At 58.2% G+C, this 17,248-nt stretch carries 14 protein-coding genes; 7 read left to right on the forward strand and 7 right to left on the reverse strand.

The annotated features are described in order from the left end of the window. Positions 1-299 precede the first annotated feature (299 nt). Positions 300-3,365 (reverse strand): efflux RND transporter permease subunit, encoded by a 3,066-nt coding sequence (locus RSO67_RS15915; RefSeq protein WP_315839661.1) that lies wholly within the window; start codon positions 3,363-3,365, stop codon positions 300-302. After that, a complete protein-coding gene (locus RSO67_RS15920) occupies positions 3,362-4,483 on the reverse strand; it encodes an efflux RND transporter periplasmic adaptor subunit (protein WP_315839662.1) in 1,122 nt (373 codons plus the stop codon). The genes RSO67_RS15915 and RSO67_RS15920 overlap by 4 nt, the downstream gene beginning before the upstream one ends. 472 nt (positions 4,484-4,955) lie before the next feature. On the opposite strand from RSO67_RS15920, the gene RSO67_RS15925 reads away from it, so the two are divergent. The 4 genes from RSO67_RS15925 to RSO67_RS15940 all read left to right on the forward strand — a co-directional run bounded on the left by RSO67_RS15925 (position 4,956) and on the right by RSO67_RS15940 (position 8,468). Continuing rightward, positions 4,956-5,810, forward strand: a complete 855-nt coding sequence (locus RSO67_RS15925; RefSeq protein ID WP_315839663.1) for a sensor histidine kinase — start codon at positions 4,956-4,958, stop codon at positions 5,808-5,810. 121 nt (positions 5,811-5,931) lie between these two features. Continuing rightward, a complete protein-coding gene (locus RSO67_RS15930) occupies positions 5,932-6,561 on the forward strand; it encodes a response regulator transcription factor (RefSeq protein ID WP_315839664.1) in 630 nt (209 codons plus the stop codon). A gap of 131 nt (positions 6,562-6,692) precedes the next feature. After that, positions 6,693-7,328, forward strand: a complete 636-nt coding sequence (locus RSO67_RS15935) for a response regulator transcription factor (protein WP_315839665.1) — start codon at positions 6,693-6,695, stop codon at positions 7,326-7,328. A gap of 39 nt (positions 7,329-7,367) precedes the next feature. After that, complete coding sequence (locus RSO67_RS15940) at positions 7,368-8,468, forward strand: AI-2E family transporter (RefSeq protein WP_315839666.1); 1,101 nt, start codon at positions 7,368-7,370, stop codon at positions 8,466-8,468. A 16-nt stretch (positions 8,469-8,484) separates the two neighbouring features. Here RSO67_RS15940 and RSO67_RS15945 read toward each other — a convergent pair whose 3' ends face one another. Together RSO67_RS15945 and RSO67_RS15950 are read right to left on the reverse strand one after the other, a co-directional pair. After that, a complete protein-coding gene (locus RSO67_RS15945; RefSeq protein WP_315839667.1) occupies positions 8,485-9,924 on the reverse strand; it encodes a basic amino acid/polyamine antiporter in 1,440 nt (479 codons plus the stop codon). Positions 9,925-10,030: 106 nt separating this feature from the next. Beyond that, a complete protein-coding gene (locus RSO67_RS15950; protein WP_315839668.1) occupies positions 10,031-10,576 on the reverse strand; it encodes a hypothetical protein in 546 nt (181 codons plus the stop codon). A 412-nt stretch (positions 10,577-10,988) separates the two neighbouring features. On the opposite strand from RSO67_RS15950, the gene RSO67_RS15955 reads away from it, so the two are divergent. Beyond that, on the forward strand, positions 10,989-11,672 hold the full coding sequence (locus RSO67_RS15955) for a hypothetical protein (protein ID WP_315839669.1): 684 nt from the start codon (positions 10,989-10,991) through the stop codon (positions 11,670-11,672). Between the two features lie 401 nt (positions 11,673-12,073). Here the strand turns inward: RSO67_RS15955 and RSO67_RS15960 are convergent, their stop codons facing one another. Beyond that, positions 12,074-12,544: a DUF992 domain-containing protein gene (locus RSO67_RS15960; RefSeq protein WP_315839670.1), complete on the reverse strand. Its 471-nt coding sequence runs from the start codon at positions 12,542-12,544 to the stop codon at positions 12,074-12,076. 174 nt (positions 12,545-12,718) lie between these two features. Beyond that, positions 12,719-14,545, reverse strand: coding sequence for a metallophosphoesterase family protein (locus tag RSO67_RS15965; protein ID WP_315839671.1), 1,827 nt, complete (start codon positions 14,543-14,545; stop codon positions 12,719-12,721). A gap of 878 nt (positions 14,546-15,423) precedes the next feature. On the opposite strand from RSO67_RS15965, the gene RSO67_RS15970 reads away from it, so the two are divergent. Further along, complete coding sequence (locus RSO67_RS15970) at positions 15,424-16,050, forward strand: HdeD family acid-resistance protein (RefSeq protein WP_315839672.1); 627 nt, start codon at positions 15,424-15,426, stop codon at positions 16,048-16,050. 70 nt (positions 16,051-16,120) lie between these two features. Further along, complete coding sequence (locus RSO67_RS15975) at positions 16,121-16,672, forward strand: DUF1269 domain-containing protein (protein WP_315839673.1); 552 nt, start codon at positions 16,121-16,123, stop codon at positions 16,670-16,672. Between the two features lie 165 nt (positions 16,673-16,837). On the opposite strand, the gene RSO67_RS15980 is transcribed toward RSO67_RS15975, so the two are convergent. Further along, positions 16,838-17,242, reverse strand: coding sequence for a carboxymuconolactone decarboxylase family protein (locus RSO67_RS15980; RefSeq protein WP_068729678.1), 405 nt, complete (start codon positions 17,240-17,242; stop codon positions 16,838-16,840). Positions 17,243-17,248: the final 6 nt, after the last annotated feature.

The raw sequence follows: 17,248 nt of genomic DNA on the forward strand, positions 1-17,248 counted from the left end.
CGACCACCTGCGACCGGGGCCCGCAAGACGCGGCGACGGGATTGAGGAATGATTGACCGCAAAGGACGTGCGCATCGATTGTATTGCGCAGCCTCATACGGCGGGCGCAACGCCGGTGCGCGCAAGGCGCGGGCAGATGCAAATAACATCAGGTCTTGCACCATGCGCCCCCTTCCAACATCAACTGCTGGAAAGAAGAGCACATTCGGGATGCACCACGATATCGGGTGATGCCCTAGGTTGAAGACGGGGAGTTACCCTAGGTGCCGAAGCGGGGCCGGCACCCACGCACGATCCGACTATGCTGGCGTCGATAGGAGCGGGTCCGCCGCCCCTTCTTTGCCCCTGAACCATGCCACATACAATGTCGGCAGGAAGATCAGGGTGAGAAGCGTCGCAACCAAGAGCCCACCCATGATCGCAAAGGCCATCGGTCCCCAGAACACCGTCGGAGCGATCGGGATCATGCCAAGCACAGTCGACACGGCCGTCAGCATGATCGGGCGAAAACGTGAGCTCGAGGCATCGAGCGCAGCGTCCCACACGCTTTTCCCTTCATCGCGTTCAGCATCGATCTGACCGATCAGGATCACCGCATTTTTTGTGATCATGCCGAGCAGCGCGAGAATGCCCAGAATCGCAACGAAGCCGAGCGGTCGGCCTGACAGCAGAAGGGCGGCGACCACGCCGATGAGCCCAAGGGGCGCCACGCTCAGGACCAGAAACAGCCGCTGAAAACTCTGGAGCTGAATCATGAGGACCGTAAACATGATCAGCAGCATCACCGGCACAACGGCGATGACCGACGCCTGCGATTTCTGACTTTCTTCGACAGTGCCCCCAACCACGATGCTGTAGGATGCTGGAATGGTCTTCGCCAGGGCAGCAATGGCCGGCGTCAACGAATTGACGACGGATTCCGGAATTGCACCGGCGGTGATATCCGTCTGCACCGTCAGGGTCGGGACACGGTCGCGCCGCCAGATCAGCGGATATTCCTGCTCGTATTCGAAAGTTGCAAACTGGCTGAGCGAAACCGTCTGCCCGCCTGGCAGCGGAACTTGCAAATTACGCAGGTTGGGCAACGAGACGCGCTGCTCATCGATCGCGCGCGCAACGATATCGATCAAATAGATATCATCGCGAACCTGGGTGACCGTGGTGCCTGAGATGACCGTATTCAGCACGCCTGCCAGGGCTTGAGAACTCAGCCCGAGCAACCGGGCCTTGTCCTGATTGACCCGAATACGCACCTGCCTTGCCGGCTCGATCCAGTCGAAATTGACACCATTCGCCTTGGGATTGGCGGCGATGACCTGGGCAAGCTTGAACGCAATTTCGCGCACCATGCCTGCGTCAGGACCGCTGACGCGATATTGAACGGGCCAGCCGACCGGAGGCCCAAGCTCGAGAGGCGAAACCCGTGCAATAGCACCGGGAAAATCATTGGCCAGAAGCGTCTCAAGCTTTGCGCGAATGCGTTCACGCGCTGCGACATCCTTTGCGACAACCACTGACTGGGTAAAGAAATCATTCGGCAGCTGAACATTGAGCGGAAGATAGAACCGGATAGCACCGCGACCCACATAAGTGCTCCAGCGCGCAACATCCGGATCACCCTGTAGCGCGGCATCGAATCTCTGTGCCGCAGTCTGGCTGGCATAAATGGATGCGTTCTGCGGCAGACTGATATCGACGAGCAACTCCGGACGATCGGACGATGGAAAGAATTGCCGGGGGATGAACGGGAGAAGAAGAAACGAGCCGACGAAAAGCACCAGCGAGAGCGCGATGGTCAGCCATTTCGCCCGCATGGCGAATATCAGGAAGCCGCAATACCACCTGAAAACTCTGCCGGGGGCGTCTGTCCCGCGTTGCTTCGGCGGCTTGAGAATGACAACGCCCATCAGCGGCGCGAAGATCACGGCAACGAACCATGAGACGATCAGCGCGATACTGACAACGGCAAAGAGGGAGAACGTGTATTCTCCCGCAGAACTCGCGGCGAAGCCGACGGGCACAAAGCCCGCGATGGTCACCAGTGTTCCTGCCAGCATGGCGAACGCGTAGGTGCGAAAGGCAAAGCTGGCGGCTTGAACCTTGTCGTCGCCTTCAGCCAGGCGATTCAGGGTAGCATCCGTGGTGGTCATGGCATCATCGACGAGAAGCGCGAGGGCGATAATGAGTGCGCCGAGCGATATGCGCTGCATGTCGATTCCCGCGAGCTTCATGATCGGGAAGACGATGGCGAGCGTCAGCGGTATGGACAGCGCAATGATCAGACCCGGGCGCACGCCGAGGCTGATAAAACTCACCACGAGAATGATGGCAATGGCCTGCAGCAGCGACATCATGAATTCGGAGATCGCGCTCTCGACCGTGACAGCCTGATCGGCAATGAGCTTCGGTTCAATACCAATCGGAAGATCCGCCGTGATCGCAGCCATCGCCCGCTTGAGACTCTTGCCGAGCGCGAGAATATCTCCGCCGTCACGCATCGAGATGGCCAGGCCAATGGCCGGCTCGCCGTTGACGCGAAAGAGGGGTTGCGGCGGATCGGAATAGCCGCGCGTAATCCGGGCGATATCACTCAGGCGGATCATGCGCCCGCCGGCAACGAAATTGATATCAGCAACATCCTGCTCGGACTGAAATGAGCCTGACACCCGAAGCGATAACGTCTCGTCGCCCGTTTGAATCGTGCCGGCTGGCCTTATGATATTCTGCGTCTGGAGAGCAGACAGCAGTGCCGTGCGGTCGATGCCAAGGCTTGCCAGTTCCTTCATCGAGAATTCGACGAAGATCCGCTCGTCCTGGGCTCCCAGCAACTCGATCTTCGATACGTCGGGGACAAGAAGAAGCTTCGAGCGGACGTCTTCCACATAGTCGCGAAGCGCGCGGTGCGTGAAGCCATCGCTCGTGAAGCCATAGATAATCCCGAACGTATCGCCGAAATCATCGTTAAACCCCGGTCCGACCACCCCTGCCGGCAGCGTATGGCGGATGTCGCCAATGTTCTTGCGGACCTGATACCAGGTGTCGGCGACCTGTTTGGCGTTCGCGTTCCCCTGCAGGTTTACGAAGATTGTGGTGACGCCTGCCCGCGTGAAACTGCGCAGGAAATCCAGATGCGGTGTTTCCTGCAGCTTGCGCTCGAGCCGCTCCGTAACCTGCTTGACGGTCTCCTCGACCGTTGCTCCGGGCCATGCCGCCTGAACGACCATCGTCTTGATGATGAACGACGGGTCCTCGCTGCGACCGAGCCGGAAATAGGACAGGACACCGAAGATAACGGCAACAATCATGACATAGATCACCAGGGAACGGTGCTTAAGTGCCCATTCCGAGAGATTGAAGCCGGTCATTGCTCAGACCCAAGCAGGCGTATTTTCTGGCCGGGGTGGAGTGCCTGCACACCCGCGGTCACGACGACCTCCCCCGTGTCGAGACCCTGCGACACGACGACCTGCGCTTGCTCGAAGCGCAAGACGTCCACGTTTCGGATCGAAACCGTGCGGCTCGCGGGATCGACGATCCAGACCGCGGGCTGTTGATTGGCCCTCGTCAATGCCGATGCCGGGATCTCTATGATGGGGACGGCATCCATTTCCATGCGCCCCACGACGGTCGCGCCAAGCCGCATGGCCGCCGGCGGATTCGTCAGGCCAACCTTGATTTCAAAGGTGCGCGTGACGGGATCGGCCTGGGCGCCAACCTCACGGATACGACCATGAGCCGTCACCTCGGGATCGTCCGTCAGGCTTACGGCTATTTGCGGATCGCTCGGTGCCGATCGGAAAAATTGGGCCGGCACGTCAAAAACTGCGTCGCGGCCATCCTGACGCGCCAGCCGGAGAATCATTTGCCCGGCCTGGACAACTTCTCCAGCGCCAGGTCCGACAGCGGTTATGACGCCCGGTGCGTCGACCTTCAGCTCGGTAAAGCTCACCAGATCATGTGCCGTCTTGAGCTGGGCCTCAGCGGCATCGACCTGCGATTGAGCGGTTTGTTGCGCCTGCGTTGCCTGGTCGTAGTTGACGCGGGTGGTCCAGCCCTGTGCAAGCAGTGTCTGCTGGCGATCGAAATGGTTGCGGGCCTGGGTCAGTTGCCCCTGCGCGGCCGCGACTGCCGCCTGGGCCTGGCGCAACGTGTTCAACTCATTCTGGGATTCAAGCCGCGCGATGACCTGACCGGGCTGCACTCGGTCTCCGGTTTTCCCGTTGTTTTCGATGAGCCGGCCCGAGATGCGAAATGCCAGCGCCACCTCGTCTTCCGCTTCGATACGGCCGGTGAATGAAAGCGGCGCGCCCGCAACGCTCTTCGCAACAGTGATGGTACGCACGGGCCGCACGACAGGAGCAGTCTCAGCGGCCTCTCTTCCACACGCCGCCAGCAGAAGCGCCGGCACAATTGTTAGAATAATTATAATCGTCCGATATCGTGCCACTCGGCATAGGTAGGTATGACGAGCATACGCAGGCATGAAGAAACCCTCACTGAGCAAAATTGCACGCCAGATTCGCTGACCGCCTCGCAAAAGCAGATAGCTGGCTTTTGCCTGCGTGATCGCTTGCCCGCCAATTCTTCTGTGACTGAGAGTATTCTGGGGGTGCGGATATCTACCGGGTATCGGGGAAACTACTGATCACACCAACGATTCTCCGGCGCCCTGCTGGACACTCTCGAACCGCAGCAAGATCCATGCGCCAGTTGAAAGGCGATGAGTTCCTTGTGCAAAGCAAACGCGGCAATTAACTGAAATTACTTCTATTGTTACTTCGTATATTTTCAGACTGAGTATAGTCAGTCGCGACATCGGACGATTTGCGACATCTTACTTGACGCTGATTCAATCAGAGGTATTTAGTAGGCCTAACTTCGTGCAGAAGAACGATGGCATTTAACCTTAGTGGTTATCTGACACATCGCTCGACCCAGATGCATCGGACTACATGATGGCCCACAAGGCTCACGTAGACGAATCGTGTCGAATTCATGTTCGGGCAAAGGTCGTAGGTCACGACACTTTCGACGGCACTGCTAGTGCGCGAACAAAATCGAAACTTGGCAAATCAAGCCTTGGTATCCAGCTTTTGGCGCTGCAAGAGGATATGCAGCAGCGGATTGCATCAGACCTTCACGATTCGACTTGCCAGCATCTGCTGGCCGCGAGTTTGAATATGATGCGAATGAGGTGCGCTGTCGCTGGCATCGGCAGCGCCATAGACATTTGCGATGAGATCGACGCGTCGATCTGTGAGGCCCTTAGGGAAATCAGGGCTTTCACCTACCTCCTGCATCCCCAGAATTTGCTCGACGGCGGATTGAAGTCGGCGATCGAGGAGTTTGTGGTGGGGCTTTCATCGCGGACATCGCTGGAAACGCGTCTCAAGATCGATGCTGCGGTCGATGCATTGCCTAACGAAACGCAGCGCTCATTGCTGAGAGTTGTCCAGGAAGCGCTCGCGAACGTCTTCAGGCACGCGAAAGCGACGCAGGTAAGTATCTCGATCAAGGCCACAGACACCAACGTCACGCTTCGGATTAGCGATAACGGCTGCGGAATGCCGATTTCTCGAGCGAGAGATGGCTATAAAGCAGTGCCGCTTGGTGTTGGAATTCCGGCCATGAGAGCGAGACTGGATCAGATGGGAGGCACGTTTGAGATCCACTCGTCATCCACAGCGGTATGTAGCGGGACAACGGTGTACGCGACTATTCCACGAGCCATCTCGCGCAAAGGAAACAAGCCAGTGAATATCCACCAGGGCGGCCGAGGATCGGCGAAGATCCGACCGTCGCATGGCTAAAGGTCAGCTAACGGATGCAACAATTTGACGCTCAGCGAGAGCAATGAACTCCAGGGGTTGGATCTTCTCGATGAAAGTATTTTGCCGCCCGTAAGGAAATGACATCGGAGTACTGAGGACCATGAAGCAGATTATGATAGCCGATGATCATGACGCGGTGCGGGCTGGAATTCGTGCAGTTCTGGAACGACGTCCCGGATGGGAGGTCGTTGCCGAGGCCCGCGATGGAAAAGAGGCCGTTGCTTGCGCCATCGAGAAGCATCCGGATGTCGCTATCGTTGATTACTCGATGCCATTCATGACCGGCCTCGAAGTTGCAAGGCGGATGAAGGAGTACAAGCTCGCAACAGAGGTGCTCATCTTCACGATGCACGACTCGATCGCGCTCGAGCTACAAGCATCTCAAGTTGGCGTTCGCGCATTCCTACGAAAATCCGATGCCAACAAAATGCTTCTCGCGGCCGTTGAATCACTGATGCATCACAGATCGTTTTATGCCGGCGAGGCTTGCGACACGATGGTCGGATCGGCTGACGGAAATATTGGCACAGGCCGATCGCTTTCGCCGCGAGAGAAGACAGTCGTAAAACTGGTTGCCGAGGGTTACAGCAACAAGCGTGTAAGCGAGACCTTGAATTTGAGTATCAAAACGACCGAGACCCACCGAGCTGCGGCGATGCGCAAGCTCAACGTAAAATCGACTGCAGGTCTGGTTCGGTACGCCGTTCGAAATAATCTGGTAGAAGCATGATTGCGCAACCATAATCGACGGCCTTCACGGAATTGGCAGTCGTGACGCATATCATTTCAAGACGGTCGTTCTAGCGAGCTGCTTTCGTCAATTGGATATGGCCAGTGGTTCCAACGAATGGGAACGGCACTGTGAAGCAGATCTTGATTGCAGACGATCATGAAGTGGTGCGATCCGGACTACGCGCGATCGTCGAAAGCCGCGCGGACTGGGCCGTGAGCGGAGAAGCGAGCGATGGCAGGGCCGCGGTCGCCATGATCAGGGAGTTGAAGCCGGATATAGCAATTATCGACTACTCCATGCCCGTCCTGAACGGTCTGGAGGTGAGCCGTCAGATCAAGTTGCATCACCCCCGGACGGAGGTGCTCATCCTGACAATGCATGAAAGCAATGAAATCCTCACCGAATCCCTCCTGGCGGGGATACGAGGCTTCTTGCTGAAGTCAGATGCGAGACATCATCTCATTGCAGCGATCGATGCACTACTCAATCACCGGCCTTACTTCACCGGTGTGGTCGTGGAAAAATTACTTCACGACTACCTGGCCAGCAAGAAGGACAAATCGAAAGTCCTGCTGTCGTTACGCGAGCAGAACGTTGTTCAGCTGATCGCCGAAGGACACACCAACAAGTCCGTCGGCACGGTACTGAATCTCAGCGTGAAAACTGTCGAAGCCCACCGCGCATCCGCCATGCGCAAGCTTGGAGTTTCCTCCACTGCCGAACTGGTCCGGTATGCAATTCGCATGAAACTGATTGGACCCTAGTTGCTATGGAAGATGTGGGGGACCATGCCTGAGCCGAGAGTGGATCAAGCCATCCTAGCCAAGGACGTTCGAAGTCGGGATCTTCCAACGGCAGGCGCGAACGCTGGCCGGCGGCTGACCCTCGGGGGAGCGCTCGTTATTCTGGGGGTTGCCAGCGGCATCTTCCTCGCATGGCGCGCGTCGTCCAGCCTTCTCATCATATTTGCGGCGATCTTGCTTGCATCGCTTCTCGATGCCTGCGCTCGATCGCTTGGTCGATACATTCCGATCGGGCGCGCGTGGCGGCTAGCCATCGTGATCGTCATCCTGACTGCAGTGATCGTGCTAGGGACAATATGGGGGATTGGAAAAATCCCTGAGCAGGCCCGGATCCTGATGCGCGTCATGGACGCCCAACTGGACGTCCTGCAACAACGCCTGCTGGCTTTTGGTGTGGATCTGTTCGGCCCGGACGGAGGGCGCGACTTTTCCCGCTGGTTTCCCGATCACGACAAGCTCTTTGGCCACGCGCAATCGGCCGTCGGGACCGCCTCGAGCTTTCTTGCCAATACGCTCGTCATCATATTTCTCGGCCTTCTCTTTTCGCTCGATCCGCAGGCCTATCGCGACGGCGTCGTATTGCTGGTCAAACCCTCCTCGCGCGAGCGCATGCGTTCTGTTCTAGATGAAATGGGCGCCGTGCTGCGCTCATGGCTCATGGGGCAACTGATCCGGATCGTCCTGATGACCGCCTGCGTGTGGCTGGCGCTCTATTTACTCGGCCTTCCAAGCGCCTTTCTGCTCGGCCTGCAGGCCGGTCTGTCGAACTTCGTGCCTTATCTCGGCCCGATATTGGCCAGTATCCCCGTGGGATTGGTCGCCATGCCGCTTGGTCCCTCGATGGTGATCTGGGCCATCGGGATCTACACCGTTATTCAATCCATCGAGGGATATGTGATCGGCCCGCTCATTCAGCGGCGCGCGGTGGAGCTGCCCCCCGCATGGACACTGGTCGCCATCGTCCTGCTCGGCTCTCTGTTCGGCGTCCTGGGAATTGCGCTTGCGATGCCGCTATTCGCGATCGGGCGCGTCGCCGTTCTTCGACTCTATGTGGAGGACTGCCTGGGAGATAACCTGAACGACGATCCCGAGCTTAGGTAGAGGCGGGAAACTCTGACTAGATTGAAATATTGCCCATCGCAAGATTGTAGAGGCCAGCGGCAGCTGCCACGAGGATCGCTCCGAACAGGATTCCCTCGGCAGACGCAAAGACCGTCGCTTTCTGTTCCCGCCGCGCGATCACGAACAGGATCGTGACCGGTGCATAGAGAAGTGCCGAAAGCAGCAGGAAGGTGAGACCGCCTGCGTAAATCATCACAGCCGCGTAAATCGTGGCAAGCGCACCGCGCACCCAGTCGATGGCGCGGCTATGCGGCTCCGTCTGATAGGTTTCCCCGGTCCATGCGAGTTTAAGCCCGTATGCCGCGACGAACAGATAGGGAATGAGCGTCATTGAACTCGTCATCTTCAGTGCCAGCGTGAAGGCATATTCAGCAAAATAGGTGACGACCAGGAAAAGCTGAATCAGGCAGTTGGTAAGCCACAGCGCGCCCGAGGGCACCTTATTGACGTTCTCGCGCGTGAGGAAGCGCGGCATCGTGCCATTGACGGCTGCGGAATGCAGAACCTCGGCGGCAAGCAATGACCAGGACAGATAATTTCCGAGCACGGAGATCAGCAGGCCGATGCTGATGAACACCTTGCCCCAAGGCCCAACGATCGCTTCGAGTACGCCTGCCATCGAGGGCGTCGCGAGCGCACCCAGCTCCTGGCGCAGCAGGATTCCGTAGGACAGCATGGTGACCAAGACAAGCAAGGCAAGCACACCAAGAAAACCGAGAACCGTCGCGATCCCGACATCGTTGCGGTCCTTTGCGTAGCGCGAGTAGACGCTTGCTCCTTCGATTCCCACGAACACGAATACGGTGACAAGCATCGTGTTGCGCACCTGGTTCGACACGCTGGCGAAGCTCGGCTCCTCACCACCCCAGAAATTATGCGCGAAGACGTCAGCCTTGAACGCAAAGGCAGCAACGATGATGAATAGGAGTATCGGTATCATCTTCGCGAACGTCGCAATCGTATTAAGCGCAGCAGCTTCCTTGATGCCCCGGAGAATAAGGACATGAACGCTCCAGAGCAGCAACGACGCGGCTACGATCGCGACGGGCGTGGTGCCATCACCAAACACCGGAAAGAACTGTCCCAATGTCGCTTTGATCAGCACAAGACAGGCAACATCCGCAAGACAGCATCCGATCCAGTAACCCGCCGCAGATGCGAAGCCGGCATATTCGCCAAAGCCAGCCTCAGCATAGGCGAAAATGCCAGTATCGAGATCGGGCCGACGCCGGGACAGCGTCTGAAAGACGAAAGCGAGCATCAGCATTCCGGTGCCGGCGATGCACCAGGCAATCAGGGCCCCGAGACCGCCCGTGGCGCGCCCGAATGCCGATGGCAATGCAAAGATCCCGGAGCCGACCATCGAGCCGACCACGAGCGCAATCAACGCGCCACGCGAGAGCTTCTGATCGGATGAATTGGATGATGTTCCCATTTCTACTGAACCTGACGCTCGAAGACGATCGGTCGAATGAAGAAGGACCAACATTGGCGCAGCAATAGGAGGGTACCGTTTCCAGGCCCCTCCGAGATCGTTCCGGCTATCCGTTCGCACCTTCTGCAATCGACGACACGGTGTCGTCCACATCGAGCAGAACAGCCGCCCTGGAAAGCCGGTCGAAGAGTTTTCTGCGAGCTGCAATGGGTGGCCAGGCGTAAAGAAAGATCTCCGAAGGCTTCCAGATCGCAACCCAGCCCAGAATAAGAAAGCTCTCTGAAAGAACCCTTGAAAACGGTCCCTCCGTCATTCGCTGAGCAAAGACCCAGCCGAGCAAGAGGCAGATGAAAAGAATTACCATTCCAACGACGAGCGACAGCCGGCCGGTCTTGAACAACTCACTGAGTTCACGTGAGACGGCCTGGCTTCGAAGGCCGAAGTAGTATCGGACCGCGGCAGCGATATCGGATACATGCGTTTTCCGGAGTTCGTCTGGCGGCAGATAGATGGCGATTTCAATTGGGACACGGTCGGAAAACTCCAGCGCGCGATCAACGATATAATCTTCAGCCTGTAGCGCTAGATCGGTCTCGCGGAACGGAGACGGATCGAGCGTATCGAAGAGCTGCGATACCTTGCGAAGCTTCATCTCTATTCGTCCGACTTGTGCACTTTCGGTCGAACCGTTTCTCATAGCCTTTCTCGATCGCCTTCGAGCAGCGAGACGTGCTGGCGCGGCCGTCGCAGGAAACGTCCGACGAGCCGAGAAGTCCCAGCAGATCATTGACGCTGTCACCAGTACAATCAGGTGTTTCCCCTAGGGCGAGGCGCTGGATCCAGATTAGGGAACGCCGATCGCGCCAGCATTTGTTGCGCCCGGCTGCGCCTCACCCAAACCGGAAACGAACTGGGGCCTGCGAACTCATCGGGAAATCCCCTGGGTCCCCTAAGGTGATCATCCGATATCGCATCGGCCTCGCAGAGGCCTAGGCTAGCTTTTTGAAGGAGGCCGCGACGTTTCGGAATTCGCGACAGCGGACAGAATTACGACTGGATCGTCGATGAGTGAGCTGGATCTGCCACCGGGTCGGCATACTGAAGACCTTCACTTCAGAACGAGAAGCATCGTCCTCAGGCAGCTACCCTTTCTTGCCATTCTCGCGCTTGCAATTGCGGGCGTGGCCTATACGAATTTTTCAGGCAAACCGCTCATTGGCTATTGGGAGTTCCTTGCCCTCGCAATTGGTGTTGTATGCGTCGTGACCGAATGGACCGAGCTCGATGACAGGCAGGCTCGGGTTCGATTGGTGTGGACCCAAGCGCTTCACTGGATCGCGGTTCTTGTTACGATGAACATCATGCTGCTGGCGGGCGTTCAACAGCTTCTGCCCGCGCCTGCGACGAGTCTCGTGCTTCTGATGCTGCTGGCACTCGGCACCTTTCTCGCCGGGCTGAACCTTATGTCGCTGCAAATGGGATTCCTTGGCCTCTCGATGGCCCTGGCAGTTCCCGCGATCTCCTGGATCAAGCAATCGGCACTCTTCCTGATTCTGGTTGTGGTCTTCGTGATCGGCCTTGCCATGGCTTTCTGGTCGCTCCGGACGGATACGCGTCGATCTGAGCGAACAGCGTCTTCACGGCCCGCCTCGCCGGGCGATCCGGTTGCCGATCACGAAGACACATCGGATGAAGATACATCGGACATCGAAGCGGCTCGCCGGCGCCTTGGGCTAAGCGACGATTAGCGTATCTGACAAACCAGGAAGCTACGTTTAGGCCGCATGGAGATGCGCAGCTTTTTCATTTATGAGTTTTCGTTCGAGCGGTCCTCAACAGGAGATGTCATGAAGCGCTTTATTACTGCGGCAGGTTCGGGACTGATTTTCTTGTGCGCTGCGTTATCCGCAATCGCAGAGCCTCGCGATTCCGTCGAGCGTGGTCAGAGGCTGGATTCCGAAGCAATTCGGGACGATGTCCGCACCAACCGCCTGAAGACACCAGCGTCCCCGCTCAACGTAGAACAACCGCGACAACCTCAAGGACAGACACTGCACCGCAGAGGGCGACCACGCTTGCACGCCATGCCGCGACCTCCGAGCGAGCGACAGTTGCGGCTGCGCCGACAACAAAAATCAGTTGAGTGACGCTAGCGTAACGTCAGCGTCGCTATTCCCGCAGCAAGGCTCACACCAATCTGGCGCTCAAGCGACAGTGGCTGGAGCATCACGGTCCTGCGGGATCCCCCGATCAGAACATTCGCCCCCAGACCCGGGCCAAACGCCACACTGCCACTCGCGCCGACGTAATTTCCACGGAGCGTACCGCGGCCGACCTGTGAGTTTCGGGCGAAGACCCGCCAGACCAGCGCGCTCGACGGAGTCACGCCGAGATCCAGGCCGATGCGGCGCACCGTTCCCTCATAGATGTACTGCCGTGACGCATTTCGTACCCTGAACACGCATCGCAGCGTCTGACGCGAGCCGATAATCAGTCCAATCCGGGGATTGCTCATACATGTCAGCGTTCCCGCCCTGAATGCGGCAGAGGAAGCCGGCGGCGATGAGACGCAAAGCAAAAGGGATGCGCCGAAAAGTCCAAGCAGGGCCTTCTTGATCATGGGAGCCTCCACTTTCTGCGCGGGAATATGACAGCGGTCACTCGGCGCCGCAAGATCGCCACCTCAGGCACAACTCGCAAGCTGACTCGATTTCGATTCGAATAGTTACGACGCGATGCGGCTCGGCGCGCTTTCTGGTCGAGCCATTTCTGCCGACGATTGCGAGTGATAGCATTACGCGATCGATGATCTGGCGGTCGCATCCTCCGCCGCATCCGTACGGTCACTCGCGCCCGCCAGCACGTCGATCCGCTCCGGCTCAAGCAAGCAAAGCTGCTCATCCGGCCCCGCCGCAAGTCTGTGAATATAGAAGTGCGTGCTGGCTGCATCAGCAGCGGCCATGACCGGTGACGGCGCCGAAATGACCTTCAACGATCCAAAGGTGCCGATCCAGTCGATATGGCGATGCCCGTGCATGACGACGGCCCGATCGGCAAAGGCCTTCAGCCGACGTACAAACCAGCTGCCGTTGATCACGGCCGTTCCGATGCGTTCCGCGAAAGCGGTCACTGGCATCGGATACTCCATCAGGTGATGGTGCAACGCGATTATCCAGCGCGCTTTCGGGAACTCAGCGATAAAAGCCTCCAGCCGGCGGGTCTGCTCGATCGAGACGAGGCCAAGTGCATTGGTAAAGGAGAAATGTGTTTCAGCATTGGAATTGAGCAGCGCTATGCCGAGTCCATTCTCCTCCAGAGGCGGGACCACCATCGGGTACAGGTCATCGAAGACCCCACGCAACCGGGCTGCACGCTGCAGGCCACCGAGATCCGCGAAATCCGCCATCTGACGGCGATAGGGAACCAATGCGTCATTCAGTGTCGTTGTATGACCTTTCCCGTCTTTCACAACAAACGCACGATCGCCCTGAATGGCAGCGATTGTCGAAATCGTGCGAACCTGCCGCAACCGTTTGCCCGGACTGAACGGGAGATCCAGCCGCGCCGGATTCGCCCGGTCCACGATGTTGATATCGTGATTTCCGGGCAGCACGAACATGCGCGCGACGAGGTCCGGATAGCGCGACAGGACGTCCAGAAACTCCGCCCATTCGGTCGCCCGTCCAGCATCGGTCATGTCGCCGCTGATCAGCACATGGTCGAGCGGATCAACGGCGTGAATAGCGGCCAGCCGCGCCATCACCTGCTGCAGACGCTCATTTCCCCGCGCCCCGGCGCGCCCGCTTTCAATGCGAAAACCGTAACGTTCGCCAACCACATGGAGGTCCGACAAATGAGCCACGCGCCAGATCCTGGCATGCGCCGGCGCTGCATCGAAAGCGACGAGATCAACAGGCTGCGCCATGCGGGCATCCGCCAGACCCCAGACAAGCGATGCCCCGGCAAGGTAGCCGCATATCAAGACTGCGGCATTTGCCAGCGTCGGAATGATCAAACGATGAGGAACACCAAGATCTTCCAGGCTTCCTGTCCAGCGCGAGGCCGGCCAGGCCCATATCGCGACCGCCACGGCGCAAATAGAGATGGCGATTCCGGCCGCGGCCGAATTCACCGCGCGGAGCCGCGCTCTTCCGTGCACGGCCAGATGTTTTCCCAGCACCTTCTCCGTCAGATGCTGCAGCCCTTCGCGGCCGAAGACGTATCCCGGCTGGATGGTAAGTGCATTGAGAGACCAGAAGTTGACCTCAGCGACCCGAAACAGAGGCTTCCAGCCGATCCACCCCAGCGCGACAATCCCGATTGCCACCAGGAACGCACCGATCTCCGTCAGTACGAGAACCTTGTCCGACAGAGTTGAGAGCCACGCAGAAGCAACCAATGCCGCGAGGCCCAACGACACCGCCGGCAGCAACAACGATACGGTCCAGGCAAACAGGAGCTTTGGCAGACTGACTTCAACAAGCAGGCTCCCGGCCATCGAGAGCAGGGTTCGCTGGTCAGGGCTGGCGGCATCATCCTCGATATCGCCCCGCCGCGGGTCGATTGTTTCTTCGTTCCACCCCCTCGCCGGTTTGCCTCCTCCCGCATCCCCTCTGTTCATGGCACCGCCTCTTGTGAGCAGGCACAGCCCCGTCACCAGAGTGATACTATCACACCTTCGACAGTATCCACGCGCATCAGGGTTTGACCCGATGCAACATCACCGCTCGTATCATGTAATTACTAAGACATGGCGAGAGACGCCCACGACAAATACGGACAGGTAACTGAAAATTGCGACATGCCGATCTAATCAAGCGGCTTAAGATTCCTGCAAATTGAGACAGCGAGGCATACCCATCTTTCTGTTCCGATTGACGGACTACACCTTTGGTAATATCCATTCGCCCTGTGCGATATCAAAAATCAGGCTGACAAAAAGCCGGAACGGAGTCCCATGGACCCGCAGTCGATCGCAACACAGGCTGGGCTGCCTGATGTCCCGACCGGGCAATCGACCTGGTCGGAGACTGTTCAAGGGCTGGCGCCTGAAACCCAAAATCGCTTCACAATAGCTTTCATTGGCGAACTATCATTCGTGCGCCCATGCACGCCTGTGCTCCGCCATTACCGGCTCTGCCGCGCAACTCCGGTGCCTCCTTATATCTCTGACGTTCCTTTTCCTATCCGTGAAAGGAGAAGTCCTATGGAAGTGATGGATCGGCGAAACCTCTTGCAGGGCCTTCTGTTTAGCGCGGTCGCCACGGGCCTTGGCACAAGCGTCTTTCTGACGACAGCCAAGGCCGCGCCAATCCCGCTGGAGAAAGACCTTGCCAACAAGTTGGAGCCGCTCACCGAAAACGCCCAGGTGACTGTGGCCGGGCGCCCGGCGCGCAGGGTCCTTCACCACCCGCATCGATCGTCGCGACGTCGTCGCCGTGTGTGCTGGTGGCGTCATGGTCGCCGCGTCTGCGCGTGGCGCTGATGGTGTGACGAAAAATGCGCAGTGATACGGCGGCCTCGAATCATAGCGCACAAGCAGCGCAGGAGCGGGAGAACAGGATGACGACGTATGGCAATAGTTCCTCGGTGAGCGTCACCGGCTTGCCTTCCCCGCCGCTCTGGATGTGCGTGCTGCTTGGCATCGTTCTGATTCTGGCCGGGCTCCTGATCCTCGGCGATGTCGTTCTCGCCACTGTCATCAGCACGCTGTTCATCGGCTGGACGGCCATTGTCGCTGGTGTATTCGAAATGATCCATGCGTTCTGGACCAAGGGCTGGGGAGGATTTCTGTGGCAAATCCTTCTCGCCGTTCTCTACGTCGCATTCGGCATCGTTCTGGTGCAGCAGCCTGTCGCCGGCGCGATCATCCTCACCTATGTCCTCGGCATATTGCTGCTGGTTTCCGGCTTCATTCGCATGCTGCTTGGATTTAGCCGCTGGAGCAAAGGGGGTTGGATCATGCAGGCTTCAGGACTCTTCGGCATTCTGGCAGGCCTGGTCATTCTGACCGGCTTTCCCAGGACAGGCTTGTGGGTTCTCGGCTCTCTGCTGGCCGTCGACATGATCTCCCACGGATTGGCGTGGCTCGCTTACGCGTGGCAGCTGAGAACCAAGGCAGCATAGCCGCAGAAGGAACCTTCAACGAAGCAGGCCACGTGGCGGAATAGAAATCTCTCAGTCAGGAGGATTGGAAATGTCAGATCTCGTCGCGATCATCTATCCATCTGAAGCAAAAGCCGAAGAGGTACGGCAGCGTCTGTTCAAGCTGCAAAAGGAATATCTGATCACGATCAGCGATGCCGTTATCGCGGTGAAAACCGAAGCCGGCCCCGTCAAGCTGAACCAGTTGATGAATACCACCATGGCCGGCGCGGCTTCCGGCAGCTTCTGGGGATTACTGATCGGCGTGCTGTTCCTGAATCCCCTTCTCGGCGTGGCACTGGGCGCCGCATCCGGTGCATTGGGCGGTGCACTGACGGACTATGGCATCAACGACGACTTCATGAAGGAGCTATCGGCAAGCCTTCAGCCGGGAAATGCAGCGCTGTTCGTTCTCATCAAGAGCATCACTGCAGACAAGGTCCTCAAGGAAATCCAGGACGCCGGCGGCACCGTGTTGAAGACGTCCCTCGACGATGCCAAGGAGCAGGCGCTCAGGAATGCGCTCGCCAAGGCCACAACCGAGCCCCAGGCTCAGGCAGCGCCAGCGGCATCGACGACCACGGCATCCAAGCCCGCTGCCTGAGTCTTGCAAGACTGGCACAGATGCAACAGGAGCGCCCGGCGCGGGTATCTGCGCTCCTGTTCGTATCGTCGGGGTAAACAGAAAAGTCCGCTTGATCTTGTGCAGATCGAGCGGACTGGAGCAGCAGAAAGGGCCGTCTCAAGTGGCCAGCGTTATGCTGACGACCTACTCGACCTTGCCCATTTCCTTGAGCACTTCGTTGGCGGCCTTGAACGCATCGAGACCAGCCGGGATGCCGCAATAGACCGTGGCGTGCAGCAGCACTTCCTTGATCTCGTCGACGGTAACGCCGTTGGTGATTGCGCCGCGGGTGTGCAACTTGATTTCCGGCGCGCGGTTCAGGGCCGTCAGCATTGCGAGGTTCAGCATACTGCGGGTCTTGCGATCGAGACCCGGACGATTCCAGGCATAGCCCCAGCACCATTCGGTGGTGATGTGCTGGAACGACATCATGAAATCATTGGTCGACTGCATCGACTTATCGACATAGGCGGCACCAAGCACTTCGCGCCGTGCGGCAAGACCGATGTCGAACATCCCGCCGAGGGTGATCGTCTGATCGTAGCTCATATTTAT

The organism is Tardiphaga sp. 709, assembly GCF_032401055.1.
Taxonomy (GTDB): Bacteria; Pseudomonadota; Alphaproteobacteria; order Rhizobiales; family Xanthobacteraceae; genus Tardiphaga.

What these genes read in the sequence shown, in the direction of transcription:
- RSO67_RS15945 (WP_315839667.1), bottom strand. Translation starts at nt 9,924, where the DNA reads ATGGGAACATCATCCAATTCATCCGATCAGAAGCTCTCGCGTGGCGCG.
- RSO67_RS15970 (WP_315839672.1), top strand. Translation starts at nt 15,424, where the DNA reads ATGCGCAGTGATACGGCGGCCTCGAATCATAGCGCACAAGCAGCGCAG.
- RSO67_RS15925 (WP_315839663.1), top strand. Translation starts at nt 4,956, where the DNA reads ATGGCCCACAAGGCTCACGTAGACGAATCGTGTCGAATTCATGTTCGG.
- RSO67_RS15975 (WP_315839673.1), top strand. Translation starts at nt 16,121, where the DNA reads ATGTCAGATCTCGTCGCGATCATCTATCCATCTGAAGCAAAAGCCGAA.
- RSO67_RS15930 (WP_315839664.1), top strand. Translation starts at nt 5,932, where the DNA reads ATGAAGCAGATTATGATAGCCGATGATCATGACGCGGTGCGGGCTGGA.
- RSO67_RS15965 (WP_315839671.1), bottom strand. Translation starts at nt 14,545, where the DNA reads ATGAACAGAGGGGATGCGGGAGGAGGCAAACCGGCGAGGGGGTGGAAC.
- RSO67_RS15920 (WP_315839662.1), bottom strand. Translation starts at nt 4,483, where the DNA reads ATGCCTGCGTATGCTCGTCATACCTACCTATGCCGAGTGGCACGATAT.
- RSO67_RS15950 (WP_315839668.1), bottom strand. Translation starts at nt 10,576, where the DNA reads ATGAAGCTTCGCAAGGTATCGCAGCTCTTCGATACGCTCGATCCGTCT.
- RSO67_RS15980 (WP_068729678.1), bottom strand. Translation starts at nt 17,242, where the DNA reads ATGAGCTACGATCAGACGATCACCCTCGGCGGGATGTTCGACATCGGT.
- RSO67_RS15955 (WP_315839669.1), top strand. Translation starts at nt 10,989, where the DNA reads ATGAGTGAGCTGGATCTGCCACCGGGTCGGCATACTGAAGACCTTCAC.
- RSO67_RS15915 (WP_315839661.1), bottom strand. Translation starts at nt 3,365, where the DNA reads ATGACCGGCTTCAATCTCTCGGAATGGGCACTTAAGCACCGTTCCCTG.
- RSO67_RS15960 (WP_315839670.1), bottom strand. Translation starts at nt 12,544, where the DNA reads ATGATCAAGAAGGCCCTGCTTGGACTTTTCGGCGCATCCCTTTTGCTT.